Annotated in this window: 15 protein-coding genes and 1 pseudogene; 11 read left to right on the forward strand and 5 right to left on the reverse strand. The window is 71.8% G+C overall.

The genetic code is table 11. The features are described from left to right. Positions 1–25: 25 nt before the first annotated feature. A complete protein-coding gene (locus ACZ4FH_RS11300) occupies positions 26–943 on the reverse strand; it encodes a LysR family transcriptional regulator (protein ID WP_467303959.1) in 918 nt (305 codons plus the stop codon). A 115-nt stretch (positions 944–1058) separates the two neighbouring features. Between ACZ4FH_RS11300 and ACZ4FH_RS11305 the strand changes: the two genes are divergently transcribed. After that, positions 1059–1931, forward strand: coding sequence for an oxidoreductase (locus tag ACZ4FH_RS11305; protein WP_467303961.1), 873 nt, complete (start codon positions 1059–1061; stop codon positions 1929–1931). Between the two features lie 93 nt (positions 1932–2024). On the opposite strand, the pseudogene ACZ4FH_RS11310 reads toward ACZ4FH_RS11305, so the two are convergent. Next, positions 2025–2705, reverse strand: a pseudogene (locus tag ACZ4FH_RS11310) (NADPH-dependent F420 reductase); the annotation flags it as partial. Positions 2706–2878: 173 nt separating this feature from the next. On the opposite strand from ACZ4FH_RS11310, the gene ACZ4FH_RS11315 reads away from it, so the two are divergent. The 8 genes from ACZ4FH_RS11315 to ACZ4FH_RS11350 all read left to right on the forward strand — a co-directional run bounded on the left by ACZ4FH_RS11315 (position 2879) and on the right by ACZ4FH_RS11350 (position 11289). Continuing rightward, the gene (locus tag ACZ4FH_RS11315; RefSeq protein ID WP_467303963.1) at positions 2879–3433 is read left to right on the forward strand and encodes a glycoside hydrolase family 25 protein; all 555 of its coding nucleotides are present in this window, start codon (positions 2879–2881) and stop codon (positions 3431–3433) included. A gap of 161 nt (positions 3434–3594) precedes the next feature. Beyond that, a complete protein-coding gene (gene adhP, locus ACZ4FH_RS11320; protein ID WP_467303964.1) occupies positions 3595–4620 on the forward strand; it encodes an alcohol dehydrogenase AdhP in 1026 nt (341 codons plus the stop codon). Positions 4621–4681: 61 nt separating this feature from the next. After that, positions 4682–5152, forward strand: coding sequence for a MarR family winged helix-turn-helix transcriptional regulator (locus tag ACZ4FH_RS11325; RefSeq protein ID WP_467303965.1), 471 nt, complete (start codon positions 4682–4684; stop codon positions 5150–5152). A 35-nt stretch (positions 5153–5187) separates the two neighbouring features. Next, positions 5188–5457 (forward strand): hypothetical protein, encoded by a 270-nt coding sequence (locus tag ACZ4FH_RS11330; protein WP_383636287.1) that lies wholly within the window; start codon positions 5188–5190, stop codon positions 5455–5457. 253 nt (positions 5458–5710) lie between these two features. Further along, the gene (chvE, locus tag ACZ4FH_RS11335; RefSeq protein WP_467303966.1) at positions 5711–6847 is read left to right on the forward strand and encodes a multiple monosaccharide ABC transporter substrate-binding protein; all 1137 of its coding nucleotides are present in this window, start codon (positions 5711–5713) and stop codon (positions 6845–6847) included. After that, positions 6844–8412 (forward strand): multiple monosaccharide ABC transporter ATP-binding protein, encoded by a 1569-nt coding sequence (gene mmsA / locus ACZ4FH_RS11340; RefSeq protein WP_467303967.1) that lies wholly within the window; start codon positions 6844–6846, stop codon positions 8410–8412. The genes chvE and mmsA overlap by 4 nt, the downstream gene beginning before the upstream one ends. Positions 8413–8418: 6 nt before the next feature. Next, the gene (gene mmsB / locus ACZ4FH_RS11345) at positions 8419–9654 is read left to right on the forward strand and encodes a multiple monosaccharide ABC transporter permease (RefSeq protein ID WP_467303969.1); all 1236 of its coding nucleotides are present in this window, start codon (positions 8419–8421) and stop codon (positions 9652–9654) included. 84 nt (positions 9655–9738) lie between these two features. Beyond that, positions 9739–11289, forward strand: a complete 1551-nt coding sequence (locus ACZ4FH_RS11350) for a carboxylesterase/lipase family protein (RefSeq protein WP_467303970.1) — start codon at positions 9739–9741, stop codon at positions 11287–11289. A gap of 22 nt (positions 11290–11311) precedes the next feature. Here ACZ4FH_RS11350 and ACZ4FH_RS11355 read toward each other — a convergent pair whose 3' ends face one another. After that, positions 11312–12343 (reverse strand): SCO7460 family lipoprotein, encoded by a 1032-nt coding sequence (locus ACZ4FH_RS11355; RefSeq protein WP_467303971.1) that lies wholly within the window; start codon positions 12341–12343, stop codon positions 11312–11314. A 306-nt stretch (positions 12344–12649) separates the two neighbouring features. Between ACZ4FH_RS11355 and ACZ4FH_RS11360 the strand changes: the two genes are divergently transcribed. Then, the gene (locus tag ACZ4FH_RS11360) at positions 12650–13813 is read left to right on the forward strand and encodes a S1 family peptidase (protein WP_467303972.1); all 1164 of its coding nucleotides are present in this window, start codon (positions 12650–12652) and stop codon (positions 13811–13813) included. 83 nt (positions 13814–13896) lie between these two features. On the opposite strand, the gene ACZ4FH_RS11365 is transcribed toward ACZ4FH_RS11360, so the two are convergent. Next, positions 13897–14346, reverse strand: a complete 450-nt coding sequence (locus ACZ4FH_RS11365; protein ID WP_467303973.1) for a GNAT family N-acetyltransferase — start codon at positions 14344–14346, stop codon at positions 13897–13899. A gap of 123 nt (positions 14347–14469) precedes the next feature. Between ACZ4FH_RS11365 and ACZ4FH_RS11370 the strand changes: the two genes are divergently transcribed. Beyond that, positions 14470–14763: a DUF2087 domain-containing protein gene (locus ACZ4FH_RS11370; protein WP_467303974.1), complete on the forward strand. Its 294-nt coding sequence runs from the start codon at positions 14470–14472 to the stop codon at positions 14761–14763. Between the two features lie 28 nt (positions 14764–14791). Here ACZ4FH_RS11370 and ACZ4FH_RS11375 read toward each other — a convergent pair whose 3' ends face one another. Further along, positions 14792–15457, reverse strand: coding sequence for a nitroreductase (locus ACZ4FH_RS11375; RefSeq protein WP_467303975.1), 666 nt, complete (start codon positions 15455–15457; stop codon positions 14792–14794). Positions 15458–15474 lie beyond the last annotated feature (17 nt).

Genomic DNA, 15474 nt, shown 5'->3' on the forward strand with positions numbered 1-15474 from the left:
CCGACCGGATTCGCCGGTCGCGGCACTAGCGTCCGAAGGTGCCGGCCTCCCCGGCCGGCACCGCCGCCGCGGCCAGTTCCCGCACCACCCGGGCGAACCCACGGACCAGCGGGTCGTCCGTGCCCTCCGCCCAGGCCAGGACCACACGCAGCGGCTCCACATCGGTCAGTGGCACCCAGGTGAGGTCGGGGCGCGCGTAGTACCGGGTCATGCTCAGCGGGGCGAAGCAGATCGCGGCTCCCTCCGCGACCTGCTCCAGCATCTCCTCCACGTTGTCGTTGGTCGGCCCCCAGACCGGACTCGACCCGTCCGGCCGGGGGTTGACGGCCCACCAGTCCACCCACTCGCGCGGTGCCCGGCGCGTCCACAGCAGCGGCTCGTCGCCGACCTCCAGGACCGAGACACCGGTACGGGAGGCCAGGGCGTGTCCCGAGGGCAGGCCCACCACACGCGGTTCGGTGTGCACCGGCTCGGTGTGGAGGCCGGTCAGATCGTTGGGGAGCCAGACGAACGCGACGTCGACCCCGCCGTCGCGCACCGCCTCGGCCTCCTGGCCCCAGTCGTATCGCCTGGGCACCACCCGCACTCCCGGATGGAGCCGGGCGAACTCCGCCCGCGCCCGCGTGGTCAGCTCGCCCGCGCCGCTCGCCTCGAAGCCGACCCGCAGCTCGCCCGTCTCGCCCCGGACATGGCGCCGCGCCGCCTCCGTCACCCGCTCGGACTGCCGCAGTGTGAGCAGCGCCTCGGCGGTCACCTCGCGCCCCGCGGCCGTCGCCGTCACCCCGCCGGCGTGACGGTCGAAGAGCCGCACGCCGAGCTCCGTCTCCAGGCTCTTGAGCGCGTACGACAGGGCGGGCTGGCTCACGAAGAGGCGCCGGGCCGCCCGGCCGAGGTTCCCCTCCTCGGCGATCACCGTCAGATAGTGCAACTGGCGCAGCTCCATCCAGCGATCATAAGGCGCGTTTATCGCTTGTGCGGGTCCTTGTCTTGGACCGCTCCGGAGTCCGGATGACATAACTGAGTCATCGCAACCGCCAAGACGATCAATGGAGTTGGACATGAACAACGCATCCGCCACCCCCGCCCGCGACCACGCCACGGGCAGGGTCTGGCTGATCACCGGAGCCTCGTCCGGCTTCGGACGGGCCATCGCCGAGGCCGCGCTCGCGGCGGGCGACACCGTCGTCGCCACGGCGCGCAGGCCGGACGTCCTGGAGGACCTGGTGGCCGCGCATCCCGACCGCGCCGTCGCCGTACAGCTCGACGTCACGGACACCGCGCGCATCGCGGCGGTCGTCGCGGACACCGTGCTCTGGTACGGCCGGATCGACGTGGTCGTCAACAACGCCGGCATGGGGCTGGTCGGCGCCGTGGAGGAGACGAGCGACCGCGAGCTGCGCGAACTGATGGACCTGCACTTCTTCGGCCCCGCCGCGCTGGTGCGCGCCGTGCTGCCGCACATGCGGCGGGCCGGATCCGGCGCCGTGGTCCAGATGAGCAGCATGGGCGGCCGGTTCACCTTCCCGGGCGTCGGCGGCTATTCGGCCACCAAGTTCGCCCTGGAGGGCCTGTCGGAGGCGCTGGCCGCCGAGGTGGCCCCGCACGGGATCAAGGTCCTGATCGTCGAGCCCGGTTCGTTCCGTACGGGCTTCGCCGGGGGCGGCGCCCTCCGGCAGTCGCCGGCCCTTCCGGCGTACGAGCAGACCGTGGGCCCGGTCCGCACCGGCCTCCCGGACTCCGACGGGAAGCAGGACGGCGACCCGGACAAGGCGGCCGCCGCGATCCTGACCGCGCTCGCCGCCGAGGACACCCCGCTCCGGCTGCCGCTCGGGAACGACGCCACCGACGCGGTCCTCGCGAGCCTGGAGTCCTCCCGCAACGAGGTACTGGCCTGGGAGAAGGTCAGCCGCGGCACCGGCTTCGACGACTGAGCGGCGGCGCGTCGGACACGAGGGCGCCCGGGGACCCCGTCCCGGGCCCCGTGGGCGGCGGGGGAGATCCGCCGCCCACGAGCCCGACGCGGGTCAGGCCCGCCAGTCGGCGGTGCGCTCGGGGGACGCGGAGGCCAGGGCCTTCTCGATCGTGGCGGCATCGCCCCGGTTGCCGTACACCGGCGTCCCCGGCTGCTGGCGCCACGACGTGTCGAGCCCGCCCGCGTCGACCGTGTCGAAGCCCAGCTCGTCGATCAGCTCGCGCACCCTGCGCTTGGCCGCCGCGTCGTCCCCCGCCACGGGCAGCGCCTGCCTGCCGGGGGTGCCGCCGGGCGTACCGTTGTCGAGGATGTCCTGCGCGTACGTCCCGTTGAACGCCTTGACGACCGGGTGCCCGATCTGCTGCTGCGTCCACAGGCTCTCCGGCAGCCCGTCCTCGATCGCCCCGATGCGCCCGTCGCGCTCGCGCGGATAGTAGTTCCCGGTGTCGATCACCGCGACGTCGCCGGCCGCTTCGTCGAGGAATCCGGAAGGCAGCGCGGGGACCGCCTTGAGGGGCACGGTCACGACGACGACCTGGGCGCCCCGCGCGGCCTCGGACGCGGGAACCGCCCTGGCCCCGGTCTCCTCGGCCAGGGCCGCGAGCGTCTCGGGACCGCGCGAGTTGGCGACGGACACCTCATGGCCGAGCGCCGTGAGACGGCGCGTGAGATTGCCGCCGATATTCCCTGCCCCGATGATGCCGATCTTCATGGATCCGACCTTTCGATGGTGCGAAGCGGTACGTGAACGGGTCTCGACGGTTCACCAACTGATGTCCGTCGAAAGCTATTCCGAAGGGCGCCGGCCGATTTCCCGGCGCGCCGCACGGATGGGCTCCCCGCCCGGCGGGCACGTAACAGGACAGGGAAACGGAACCAGGTGAACCAACTGTGAAGGAGGTCCCCATGCTGCACGGAGTCGATGTCAGCGCGTATCAGTCGTCCTTCGACGGGGACGGCGTGGACTTCGTCCTCATCAAGGCCACCGAGGGGCGCTCGTACGTGAACCCCCGGCTTGCCGAGCAGACGAAACGGGCCCGTGACGCCGAATGCGTGGTCGGCTTCTACCATTTCCTGTGGCCCGGGAATATCACCGCGCAGGCGGAATACTTCCTGAGCAAGGCCCCGGAGAAGGAGGGGGAACTCCTCGCCGTCGACTGGGAGGAGAACGGCGAGGGGACGCGTGCGAGCAACGCCGAGAAGGACAGCTTCATCCGGACGGTGAAACGTCTGCGGCCGGGCCACCGGGTCCTTCTGTACTGCAATCGCTATTTCTGGCTGAATCACGACACCACCTCGTACGCCGGTGACGGCCTCTGGATCGCCGACTACGTCACGCCTGGCGAGCCGCGCATCAAGGCGCCGTGGCGGATCCACCAGTACACCGATCAACCGCTGGACAAGGATGTCGCGGACTTCTCCTCCCGCGAGGCGATGCGGGTCTGGGCCTCCCGGGGATAGGGGAGGGGGCCGACCGGCCGGACGGCGGTGGGGGCCGGCCGGTTCCGGGAGAAGGGGCAGGAACCGGCCATCCGAAATAGTCTGTTTCGAGGCTTGTGCGCCCCACTGCCGTGAGCGGCGGGCCGGACCGGGCGCGCGCATCGAAGCGGAGGAGAATCCCCATGAGAGCCGCCGTTGTCCGCAGCTTCACCGAACCGGTGGTCGTCGAGGACCGGCCGGTCCCCACCCCCGCCGGGCACCAGGTCCTCGTCCGGATGGAGGCCTCCGGGCTGTGCCACACGGACATCCACGCGGCGCACGGCGACTGGCCGGTCAAGCCGTCCCCGCCGTTCGTCCCCGGCCACGAGGGCATCGGCATCGTGGAGGCGGCCGGCGACCAGGTCGCCCATCTCGCGGTGGGGGACCGGGTGGCCATTCCCTGGCTCGGTGAGGCGTGCGGGCACTGCGACCACTGCGTGTCCGGCTGGGAGACGCTCTGCCTCCAGCAGCAGAACAGCGGCTACTCGGTCGACGGAAGCCATGCCGAGTACGCCCTCGCCCACGGGACGTACGTGGTGCCGGTGCCCGACGGCATCGACCCGCTGGACGCGGCACCGCTGACCTGCGCGGGCGTCACCACGTACAAGGCGGTCAAGCTCTCTGGGGCGCGCCCCGGGACCAGGGCGCTGGTCTCCGGCATCGGCGGTCTGGGGCATCTGGCCCTGCAGTACGCGCGGATCTTCGGTGCCGAGACCATCGCGGTCGACGTCACCGACGAGAAGCTGGCCCTCGCCCGGGAGCTGGGCGCCGACCACGTCATCGACGCCCGCGTCCAGGACGTGGCGGAGGAGACCCGGCGGCTCGGCGGGGCCGACGCGGCGATCTCGCTCGCGGTGAGCAACGCGTCCTTCGAGGCCGCGTACGCCTCGCTGCGACGCGGCGGCACCCTCGTCCTCGTGGCGCTGCCCGCCGAGGGCAAGCTGGAGATCCCGGTCTTCGACACCGTGCTGAACGGCACGAAGATCCTCGGCTCCATCGTCGGTACCCGCGAGGACCTGGCCGAGGTCTTCCGCCTGCACAGCCTGGGCCGCACCCGCGTGGTGCGCGAGAGCCGCGACCTCTCCGACATCAACGCCTCGATCGACGAGGTGCTCGGCGGCAAGGTGCCGGGCCGCCTCGTCTTCGACCTGCGCGGCGCCCCGGCGTGAGCGGCCCACCGCCCGTGTACCGGGCGTCTCTCCCGTACGGGCGTACGCCTACGATCGACGGGTGAACGACGACGCGACGCCGCCCAGCCTTCTGGAGCACACCACCTATCTGATGTCCCGGACCGGAAGGGCGGCCCGGACCCGGCTCGCGAAGCGGCTGGCCGAACGGGGGCTGCGGCTGCGGCACATGGCGGTGCTGGCCGCGCTCTGCGACTTCGGGCCGCACGCGCAACGGGAGCTGGCGTCGCGGCTGTCGATCGACCGGGGCGACATGGTGAGCCTCGTCGACGACCTCGGCGCGCACGGGCTGGTGGAGCGGGCGCGGGACACCGCCGACCGGCGACGGATGACCGTCACCGTGAGCCCGGCGGGCCGGGAGGTGCTCGAACACCTCCTGGCCGAGGCCTCGGAGATCCAGGAGGACGTCCTCGCCCCGCTGAACGCCCGTGAACGGACGCAGCTGGCCCGCCTGTTGAAGCGCGTCCACGACCACGTCCAGCGGGGCGAGGCGGTGCGACGGGCAGGTCGCTGACGGTATCCGGCCGTTCGGTGCGGGAGACTTCTGCGATGACCAGTCCCTCGGCCCAGCCGTCCCGTGACCGCGCCCTCGGGCGCGGGATCACCACCCTCATCCCGCAGTCGGCGTCCGCGACCCCCGCCGAGCAGGCCGCGGCCGTGCTGACCGCCATGCAGAGCGTTCCGGTCCGGGTGGGAGTGCTCCAGGCGGCCGTCGTGCTGCTGGAGGAGCGGGTGCGGGCCACCGACGATCCGGCGGAGCGCGCCGCGGCCGCGACCACCGTCGCGATGCTGCGCGGCGCGATCGGCCAGGCCGGCTGAGCACGCGCTCCGCGCCCGCCCCATTGACAGTCTCCCCGGCCGCTCACTACCGTCACGCCCACATTTCGAACGCATGACGAAATCTCGAACAGCACCGCTTCGCAGTCCTGGTGCGCAGGGGTGATGCCGTCGATGGGGCGGCCTCCCGCATGCCTCCGTGCGCCACGTTTCCCGAACCGTGTCCGATATACCGAACCATCGATGAGGGCAGCGCGGTCCGACCGGCCGCCGCCCCCGCACCGGAGGATCGACCATGCGCAGCTCCTCACGTACCGTCCCCACCGCGCTCCCCGCACGGACCGCCACGGTCCTCACCGCCCTCGCCCTCTGCGCGTCCCTCGCCGCCTGCGGCCAGAACAGCGACGGCGGCAGCAAGGCGGAGAAGTCCGGGGGCAAGGGCTCCACCATCGGGATCGCCATGCCGACCAAGTCCTCGGAACGCTGGATAGCCGACGGCCGCAACATGGCCGCCGAATTCCACAAGCTCGGGTACAAGACCGATCTGCAGTACGGCGAGGACGACGTCGACCAGCAGGTCTCCCAGATCGAGAACATGATCACCAAGGGCGTGGACGTCCTGGTGATCGCCGCCATCGACGGACGCGCCCTCGGCGACGTCCTGCGCCAGGCGGGGGAGCAGGGCATCAGGGTCATCGCCTACGACCGCCTCATCCTCGGCAGCCCCGACGTCGACTACTACGCCTCCTTCGACAACGAGAAGGTCGGCGAGCTCCAGGCCGGCTACATCCTCGACCGGCTCGGACTCGAATCCGGCACCGCGAAGGGCCCGTTCAACATCGAGCTGTTCGCCGGCTCCCCGGACGACAACAACACGCGCTACTTCTTCGAGGGCGCCTGGAAGACCCTCAAGCCCTACCTCGACAAGAAGCAGCTGGTCGTCCGCAGCAAGCAGACGAAGCTCGACCAGATCACCACCCTGCGCTGGGACGGCGGCACCGCCCAGAAGCGCATGGACGACCTGCTGACGAGTGCCTACTCCTCGGCGGACGTCGACGCGGTGCTCTCGCCGTACGACGGCATCTCGATCGGCGTCATCTCGGCCCTCAAGTCGGACGGCTACGGCACCGCGGCCAAGCCGTACCCCGTCGTCACCGGCCAGGACGCCGAGATCGCATCCGTGAAGTCGATCATCGCGGGGCAGCAGACGCAGACCGTCTACAAGGACACCCGGGCCCTGGCCAAACAGGCGGTCCAGATGGCCGACGCCGTACTCAACGACAAGAAGCCCGAGGTCAACGACACCACCACGTACGACAACGAGAAGAAGGTCGTCCCCTCGTTCCTGCTCGACCCGGTGAGCGTCGACAAGAGCAACTACCGCGCCGAACTCGTCGATTCCGGCTACCTCAAGGAGAGCGACCTGCGATGACCGCCACGACGGCCGAACCGGTGGCCGCCGCGCCGATCCTGGAGATGCGGTCCATCGTCAAGACCTTCCCCGGCGTGACCGCCCTCGCCGACGTCTCGCTGACCGTCGCCCGGGGCGAGATCCACGCCGTCTGCGGGGAGAACGGCGCCGGGAAGTCGACCCTGATGAAGATCCTCAGCGGCGTGCACCCGCACGGCAGCTACGAGGGCGAGATCCGCTTCGACGGCGAGGACTGCGCCTTCCGCGACATCCGGGCGAGCGAGGCGCGCGGCATCGTGATCATCCATCAGGAACTCGCCCTGATCCCCTACCTCTCCCTCGCCGAGAACATCTTCCTCGGCAACGAGCACGCCTCCCGCGGCTTCGTCGACTGGAACGAGACCCTGCGCCACGCCGCCGCCCTGCTGAAGCGCGTCGGCCTCAGGGAGCACCCGCAGACCAGGGTCGCGGACATCGGCGTCGGCAAACAGCAGCTCGTCGAGATCGCCAAGGCCCTGTCCAAGAAGGTGGAACTGCTCATCCTCGACGAGCCGACCGCCGCCCTCAACGACGAGGACAGCGCCCATCTCCTCGCCCTCATCCGCGAACTGAAGGACCAGGGCATCTCCTCGATCATCATCTCGCACAAGCTCGGCGAGATCACCGCCGTCGCCGACTCGGTCACCGTGCTGCGCGACGGCCGGACCGTCGAGACGCTCGACGCCCACGCCGGCGCGGCGACCGAGGACCGCATCATCCGGGGCATGGTCGGCCGCGACCTCGACCACCGCTTCCCGCCGCGCACCCCGTACGAGGGCGACCCCGACGCCCACCCCGCCCTGGAGATCCGCGACTGGACCGTCCACCACCCGATCGACCGGCACCGCAAGGTCGTCGACGGGGTGTCGCTGCGGGCCGGCCGGGGCGAGATCGTCGGCATCGCCGGACTGATGGGCGCCGGACGCACCGAACTCGCCATGAGCGTCTTCGGCCGCAGCTACGGCACGGACATCAGCGGAACGGTCCTCAAGGACGGCCGCGAGATCCGCACCCGCACCGTGGCCGAGGCCGTCCGCCACAAGATCGCGTACGTCACCGAGGACCGCAAGCACTACGGCCTGAACCTCATCGACACCATCAGCCGCAACATCAGCCTCGGCGCCCTCGGCAAGGTCGCCCGCCGCGGAATCGTCGACGAGCACGAGGAGACCCGCGTCGCCGAGTCCTACCGGACCGCGATGAACATCAAGACGCCCAGTGTCTTCGAACAGACCGGGCGCCTCTCCGGCGGGAACCAGCAGAAGGTCGTGCTCAGCCGGTGGATCTTCGCGGGCCCCGACGTCCTCCTGCTCGACGAACCCACCCGCGGCATCGACATCGGCGCCAAGTACGAGATCTACACCGTCATCGACCGGCTCGCCGCCGAGGGCCGGGCCGTCGTCCTCATCTCCTCCGAGCTGCCCGAACTCCTCGGCATGTGCGACCGGATCTACACCATGGCGGCCGGCCGGCTCACCGGCGAAGTCCCGCGCGCCCAGGCCACCCAGGAGGTCCTGATGCGCCATATGACCAGTGACAAGAGGTAGCAGGACATGGCCCAGGCCCCCACCGGCACCCGACGGCCCGCCCTCGGCAAGGACGCCCCCGCCGCGCTCACCACCGGCGCGATCCTGCGCGAGGCGGCCCGCCGCAACATCCGCCAGTACGGCATGCTCATCGCCCTCGGACTGATCGTGGTCCTCTTCGGCATATGGACCGACGGCGTCCTCCTCAAGCCGAACAACGTCACCAATCTCGTCCTGCAGAACAGCTACATCCTGGTTCTCGCCATCGGCATGATGATCGTCATCATCGCCGGGCACATCGACCTCTCCGTCGGCTCGCTCGCCGCCTTCGTCTCCGCCGCCTGCGCCGTCATGATGGTCGAACACGACGTCCCCTGGGTCCTCGCCCTCGTCCTCGCCCTCCTCCTCGGCGCGGTCGCGGGCGCCTGGCAGGGCTTCTGGATCGCGTACGTCGGCATCCCCTCGTTCATCGTCACCCTCGCCGGGATGCTGCTCTTCCGGGGCGGTACGCAGATCCTGCTCGGCAGCCGCTCACTGGGCCCCTTCCCCGAGGGATTCCAGAAGATCTCCACCGGCTATCTGCCCGAGGTCGGACCGGTCACCAACTACCACAACCTCACCCTGTTCCTCGGCGCGGCCCTGCTCGCCCTCGCCCTGCTCCAGGAGGCGCGCGACCGCCGCCGCCAGCGGCGCCACGGACTCGACGTCCTGCCCCGCAACCTCTTCCTGCTGAAGTGCGCGGCCCTGGCCGCCGCCGTCCTCGCCTTCACCCTGACCCTGGCCAGCTACCGGGGCGTCCCCGTCGTCCTGCTGCTGCTCGCCGCCCTCCTCATCGGCTTCGGCTACGTCATGCGCAACGCCGTGATCGGACGCCATGTGTACGCCCTCGGCGGCAACGCGGCCGCGGCCAAGCTCTCCGGCGTCAAGGACCGCCGCGTCACCTTCCTGGTCTTCGTCAACATGGGCGTCCTCGCGGCGCTCGCCGGCATCGTCTACGCCGCCCGCCTCAACGCCGGGGTTCCCCAGGCCGGCACCAACTTCGAACTGGAGGCCATCGCCGCCGCGTTCATCGGAGGCGCCTCGATGAGCGGGGGCGTCGGCACCGTCCTCGGCGCCCTCATCGGCGGACTGGTGCTCGGCGTCCTCAACAACGGGATGTCCCTCGTCGGCATCGGCACCGACTACCAGCAGGTCATCAAGGGCCTGGTCCTGCTCGCTGCGGTCGGCTTCGACGTCTACAACAAGCGCAGGGTCGGCTCCTGACACCCGCCCGCCCGGTCAATCCGCTCGCGTGCGCGTACGTCCTCCTGTCACTCTGATCATGGGGCCGCCCGGCCGGGCGGCCCCATGACGAGGGACGGTGGAGCGGCGTTGACCGAGGTGTTCGAGACGGTGGCGGGGCGGGTGCGCGGGCGGGCCCCGCACCGGGGAGCGGTCGCCGTGCTGGGGATCCCGTACGCGCAACCCCCGTTCGGCGACGACCGGTTCACGGCGCCGCGCGCCCGCCGCCCCTGGACGGGCGTGCGCGACTGCACGCGGTACGGCCCCGTGCCCCCGCAGTCGGCGGAGCTTCCGGGCGCACCCGTCTGGTCGCCCGGCGACGAGGACGTGCTCAGCCTCAACGTCTGGACGCCCGAGCCCGCCGGCCGGGCCGGGTCCGGGCCGCTGCCCGTGCTGGTGTGGATCCACGGCGGCGCCTACACCTTCGGATCGAGCGCCCAGCCCGACTTCGACGGCACGGCCCTGGCCCGCGCCGGAACCGTCGTCGTCACCCTCAACTACCGCCTCGGCTTCGAGGGGTTCGGCCATGTCCCCGACGACGGCGACGGCCTCCACCCGCCCAACCGGGGTCTGCTCGACCAGATCGCCGCACTGGAATGGGTCCGCGACAACATCGCCGCCTTCGGCGGGGCGCCGGACCGCGTCACCGTGGCCGGACAGTCCGCCGGGGCCACCTCGGTGGCCTGCCTGATGGTCATGGACGGCGCGCGCGGACTGTTCCGCCGCGCCGTCGCGCACAGTGCGGTGGGCCCCGTCTTCGCCCCCGGAACGGCCGAGGAGCTGACCCGGCGGATCGCCGGGGCGGCCGGTGTCCCCGCCACGGCGGCCGGACTCGTGGCCGCCTCCCCGCGGACGCTGGTCCGCGCGGCCGACGCCGTCGTGGACGGCTTCCGTGCCGCCCCGGGAACGGGACCGCTCTCCTGGGACCCGGTCGTCTTCGGCCCGGTCGCCGACGGCCGCGTCCTGCGCGCCGACCCGGTGGAGCTGATCGGCTCCGGCGCGGCCCCGGACATCGACCTCCTCGTCTGCCACACCACGCAGGAGTACTGGCTGTTCGACGCCGTGAACAGCCTCGCCCCCGTGGCCGACCACGGGGAACTGGCCGGCTTCGCCCAGGACCTCGGCCTCCCCGGCTCCCTGGTGGAGGGGTACCGCCGGCTGCTCCCCGCCGCATCGCCGCGCGAACTCCAGCTCGCCCTGTACGGGGACCTCTCCTTCGGCGAGTACGGCAACCGCCTCGCCGACGCGCACGCACGGGCCGGCGGGCGGACGTTCCTGTCCCGATTCGCCCGGCAGCGCGGGGGAGAGGCGCCGGTGTACGCCTGGCACTGTGCGGACGTGCCCTTCGTCTTCGGGACCCTGGACGAGGAGAGCGTCCACTTCCTGATCGGCGGCCCGCCCACGGAGGACGACCGCCGGCTGTCCGAGCGGATGCGCGCCGCCTGGGCCGCCTTCGCGACGGACGGCGACCCCGGCTGGCGTCCGAAGGGGGACCCGGAGGAGACGGTGAGGATCTGGGGGACGCCGGACCCGGCGGCCGGCCCCGATCCCTGGCGGGACGGCGACCGGGTGCGCGGCCTGTGGAGTTCCTACGCGTACGGCCCCGCCGCCCCCTGAGGGGAAGCCGTGCGACGGACCGTCACCGGGCGGGGAGCCGCAGCGGCCCCCGCCCCTCACGCACGGAGCCGACGGGGCGCAGGTCGCCCACCGGCGTCCCCCGCACATCGGTCGTGACCTCCACGGCCATGTCACCGAGGCAGGTCAGGTCGCCGTCCGGCTCCTCGCAGTACAGCACGTATCCGGTGAGCCGGTCGACGGTCCCCGGCTCCAGACGCCACACCCCCTGGTACGTGCTCATCTGCACCCGGGGGTGGTCGGCGCGGAGGCGTTCGCGCACGGACGTCCGGACGTTCGCGCCGAACTTCTCCTGGACCTCGAAGGGGCGGACGATCCGGGCCTGTCCCGTCGTGTCGAGCCTGCCCTCCGGGGCGGCGTAGCCCAGCGCGTAGTAGGGGTGCGACTGGAGGGAGGCGCGCAGCCGGGTGTCGGTGAGCCGTACGGCGGTCGGATCGGACGCCTTGCCGGCCGGGCGCTTCGCGGCGACGGAGGGCGACGCCAGATTGACGGCGGCCCCGCGGGCGCCCGCGGCCGCGTCGGTCCTCGCCTCGGCCTGCCGCCAGGTGCGGACGCAGGAGCCGATGTCCGCGAGGGTGGCCCGCACGGTGGCGTTGGTGAGCGATCCCACGATCCAGGGCGCCCCGGAGGCGGGTTCGTAGGCGATCACCTCGTACCCGCACGTCTTGAACGTACGGATCATCAGCCTCATGTCCTCCGCCTCGGCCCGGCCGCGCGTCACCGCTTCGTCGAGGACTCCCCGGCAGGGATGGGAGTTGCACGTGCCCTTGCCGGCGTCGACGCGGAGGCGGACGACCGCGTCGGGGTCGTCCTTCACGGCGAAGGAGATCTCGGAGCCCTCGGACTGCGGGAACAGCGTCCGCGCGCCGATCACCCGGAGCATGCCCGGGTAGTGCTCGTCGGCGAGCTTCTCGGCGTACCGCCGGTCGTCCTTCGTGCTGAGCACCCCGCATCCGGAGAGCAGCAGGGCGACGGAACACAACAGCGCGCCGGCCATTCCCGCCCTGATCCCGTGTCTGCCGCGCACCGCGCCCATGTCCGTTCCCCTCCCGCCCGTCGGGCCGCGCGCTCCTCGGCACGGCCCCGCTCCGGTCATCCGATGCGACAGTAGGACGAGTTCGGCCCCGCCGGATGAGTACATCTACTCAGCCGGGGGCGCCCGGTCACCCGGTCGTGGGGGAGTCCGGCGGCGGGGTCCACGTTCGGCATTGGCATGGACCTGCCTACAACTCTCCGCTACAGTCCGGAACGGCACACTCTGAGAGCGCTCTCAAAAGGAGGAGCCTCCCGGACGCCTGCTGTTCCTCCCCCACATCAGCGGAACAACAGAAGGGCCACTGCCTTGAGACGCACCACGGCATTACGCACCGCACTGTCCGCCGTGCTCCTCGTCGGAGCCTGGGCGGGCGCCGGATTCCCGTCCGCCACGGCCGCCGACACCCCCGCCGCAGCACCCCGGTCCACCGCCGCGGAACCGGCCTCCTCCGGTCTGCTGGCCGCCATGCAGCGGGACTTCGGCCTCACCGAGACCCAGGCGCGGACCCGGCTCGCCGCCGAGAAGTCCGCCACCGCACTCGAACCCCGGGCCCGGCACGCCGCCGGAAACTCGTACGGCGGTTCGTGGTTCGACCCGTCGACGGGCTCGCTCACCGTCGCCGTCACCGGCACGGAGCAGGCCGCCGCCGTCCGGGCGACGGGCGCCACCGTCCGCCTCGTCACGCACAGCGCGCGCACCCTCGACGCGGTCAAGGCGAAGCTCGACCGCCTCGACGCGCCCGCGGGCGTGAGCAGTTGGCACGTCGACCCCAAGGCCAACACGGTCGTCGTGAACGTCGTCCCGTCCGCGCGTGCTGACAACGATGTCCGGGCGTTCGTGGCCCGCGCCCGCGCGGCCGGGCCCGTGACCGTCGAGCAGACGGCCGGGACCCCGCAGACCCTCGCCGCGGGAACCGTGGGAGGCGACCCCTACTACACCGGCAACGTCCGCTGCTCCATCGGCTTCTCCGTCTACGGAGGCTTCGTCACCGCGGGCCACTGCGGCCAGGCGGGCGCCTCGGTGCGCGGCTGGGACGGCTCGGGGATCGGCAACTTCCAGGGCTCGTCGTTCCCGGGGGACGACTACGCCTGGGTGAACGTCGGCAGCGGCTGGTGGACGGTCCCCGTGGTCCTGGGCTGGGGAACCGTCTCCGACCAGCTGGTCCGCGGTTCGGCCGTGGCACCGGTCGGCTCCTCGGTCTGCCGTTCCGGCTCCACCACGCACTGGCACTGCGGCACCGTCCTCGCCACCAACGAGACGGTCAACTACAGCCAGGGCGCGGTCTACCAGATGACCAAGACGAACGTGTGCGCGGAGGGCGGCGACTCGGGCGGCTCCTTCATCAGCGGCGACCAGGCCCAGGGTGTCACCTCGGGCGGCTGGGGCAACTGCTCCTCGGGCGGTGAGACCTGGTTCCAGCCGATCAACGAGATCCTCAACCGGTACGGGCTGACCCTGCACACGGCCTGACGGCCTGACGGCCTGACGGCCTGACGGCCGGACCACGCGCGGGACGGGCTGCCACCGTGAGGGGTGGCAGCCCTGTCGCGGCCTCACACGCGGGGCTCCAGCCGCAGATCGATGAACGGAACGGTGTCGCCGGGCAGGACGTAGCGCTCGATCTCGACGAACCCGCGGTCCAGCGCGAAGCGCAGCCCCTCCGGATTGGACTCCAGGACACAGGTCTCGATGACCTCGGCCCCGAGCCCGCGCGCCTGGGCCAGACCGTGCCCGTACAACTCCTTGCCGTACCCCCGGCCCCGGTGATCCGGCAGCACCCGGGCGATGACCGTGGCCGTCGCGGTGTCCCCGGCCGGGGGGCGTACGGTCGTGCAGCCCACGGTGGTATTGCCGAGGTACGCGACGGAGAGCCGGTTGCGCCCGGCGCGCTCACGGACCTCGTCGAGCGAGAGCACGGCGGTCGGGATGATCGTGTTGTGAACCCGCTGCCAGTCCAGCAGGGCGGCGTCGTCGGCCACCGGTTCGATACGAAGTGCGGTCATCGCAGTAGGCAACCGTGGGCGCGGACGCACGTCAACCCGGATCCGCGGCGACGCGCCGTCCGGGCACCGGGGCGCCCCGGAATTGTGTTGCCGCCCCGGCGCGGGCTTGAGAGGCTGCGCCCCATGTCCGACTCACTCGCAACGGCAGCCCCCACCCGCGGGGTCGCCGACCTCTTCTCCCACGGCCGGCTCACGGCGATCCCGCGCAAGGCCGCCCGCCGTCAGCAGCTCCTCGACCACCTCGCGGAGACCCTGTTCGCCTCCGGGCGCACCTATTCCGAGCGCGAGGTCAACGACGCGCTGCTCACCGTGCACGAGGACTGTGCCGCGCTCCGCCGCTATCTGATCATCGGCGGACAGCTCAACCGCACCAAGGACGGCGTCAGCTACCGGCGGGCGGAGCCCCGCCCCGAGTGAGCGCGTGCCCGGCCGCCGGTCCGGCGGATCACGCCCCGACGAAGCTGACGGTCTCCGCCAGATCCGCCCGCCCGGTGCGCAGCCTCGGCACACCCTCCTTCTCGAAGCCGACCGCGACCCCGCAGAGCAGCACGAGCCCGTCGTCGGCACCCACCGCCCGGCCGACGGTCTCGTGGAACATCGTCCACATCACCTGCGGGCAGCTGTGCAGTCCCTCGGCCCTCAGCAGCAGCATGACCGTCTGCAGGTACATGCCCGCGTCCGCCCACTGTCCCGGCCCCATCGTCCGGTCGAGGTAGCAGAACAGCACGACCGGCGCACCGAACGCGTCCGAGTTCAACGCGGCGATCCTCACGGGCCGTTCGGGGTCGGCCCGTTCGATCCCCAGGGCCCCGTACCGCTGGGCGGCCGCCGCGGCGAAGCGGTCGGTGTACGGCGAGGCCAGCCCGTCCGGGTACATCGGGTACTGCCGTGCGTCCCCCGGGTCCCCGGCCAGCGCCCTCGCCGTCGCCCGCCTCTTCAGCTCGGCCAGCGGCTCGCCCGTCACGACGTACACCTGCCACGGCTGGAGGTTCCCGCTCGACGGCGCCCGGGTCGCCGCGCCCAGCACCCGTTCGAGCAGGGCACGGGGCACCGGCGCGTCACTGAACGACCGCACGGCCCGGCGGCTGTCCACCGCCTCGTACACATCCATGACGTGGATCCCTTCGT

Source organism: Streptomyces sp. NPDC024555 (assembly GCF_055559335.1).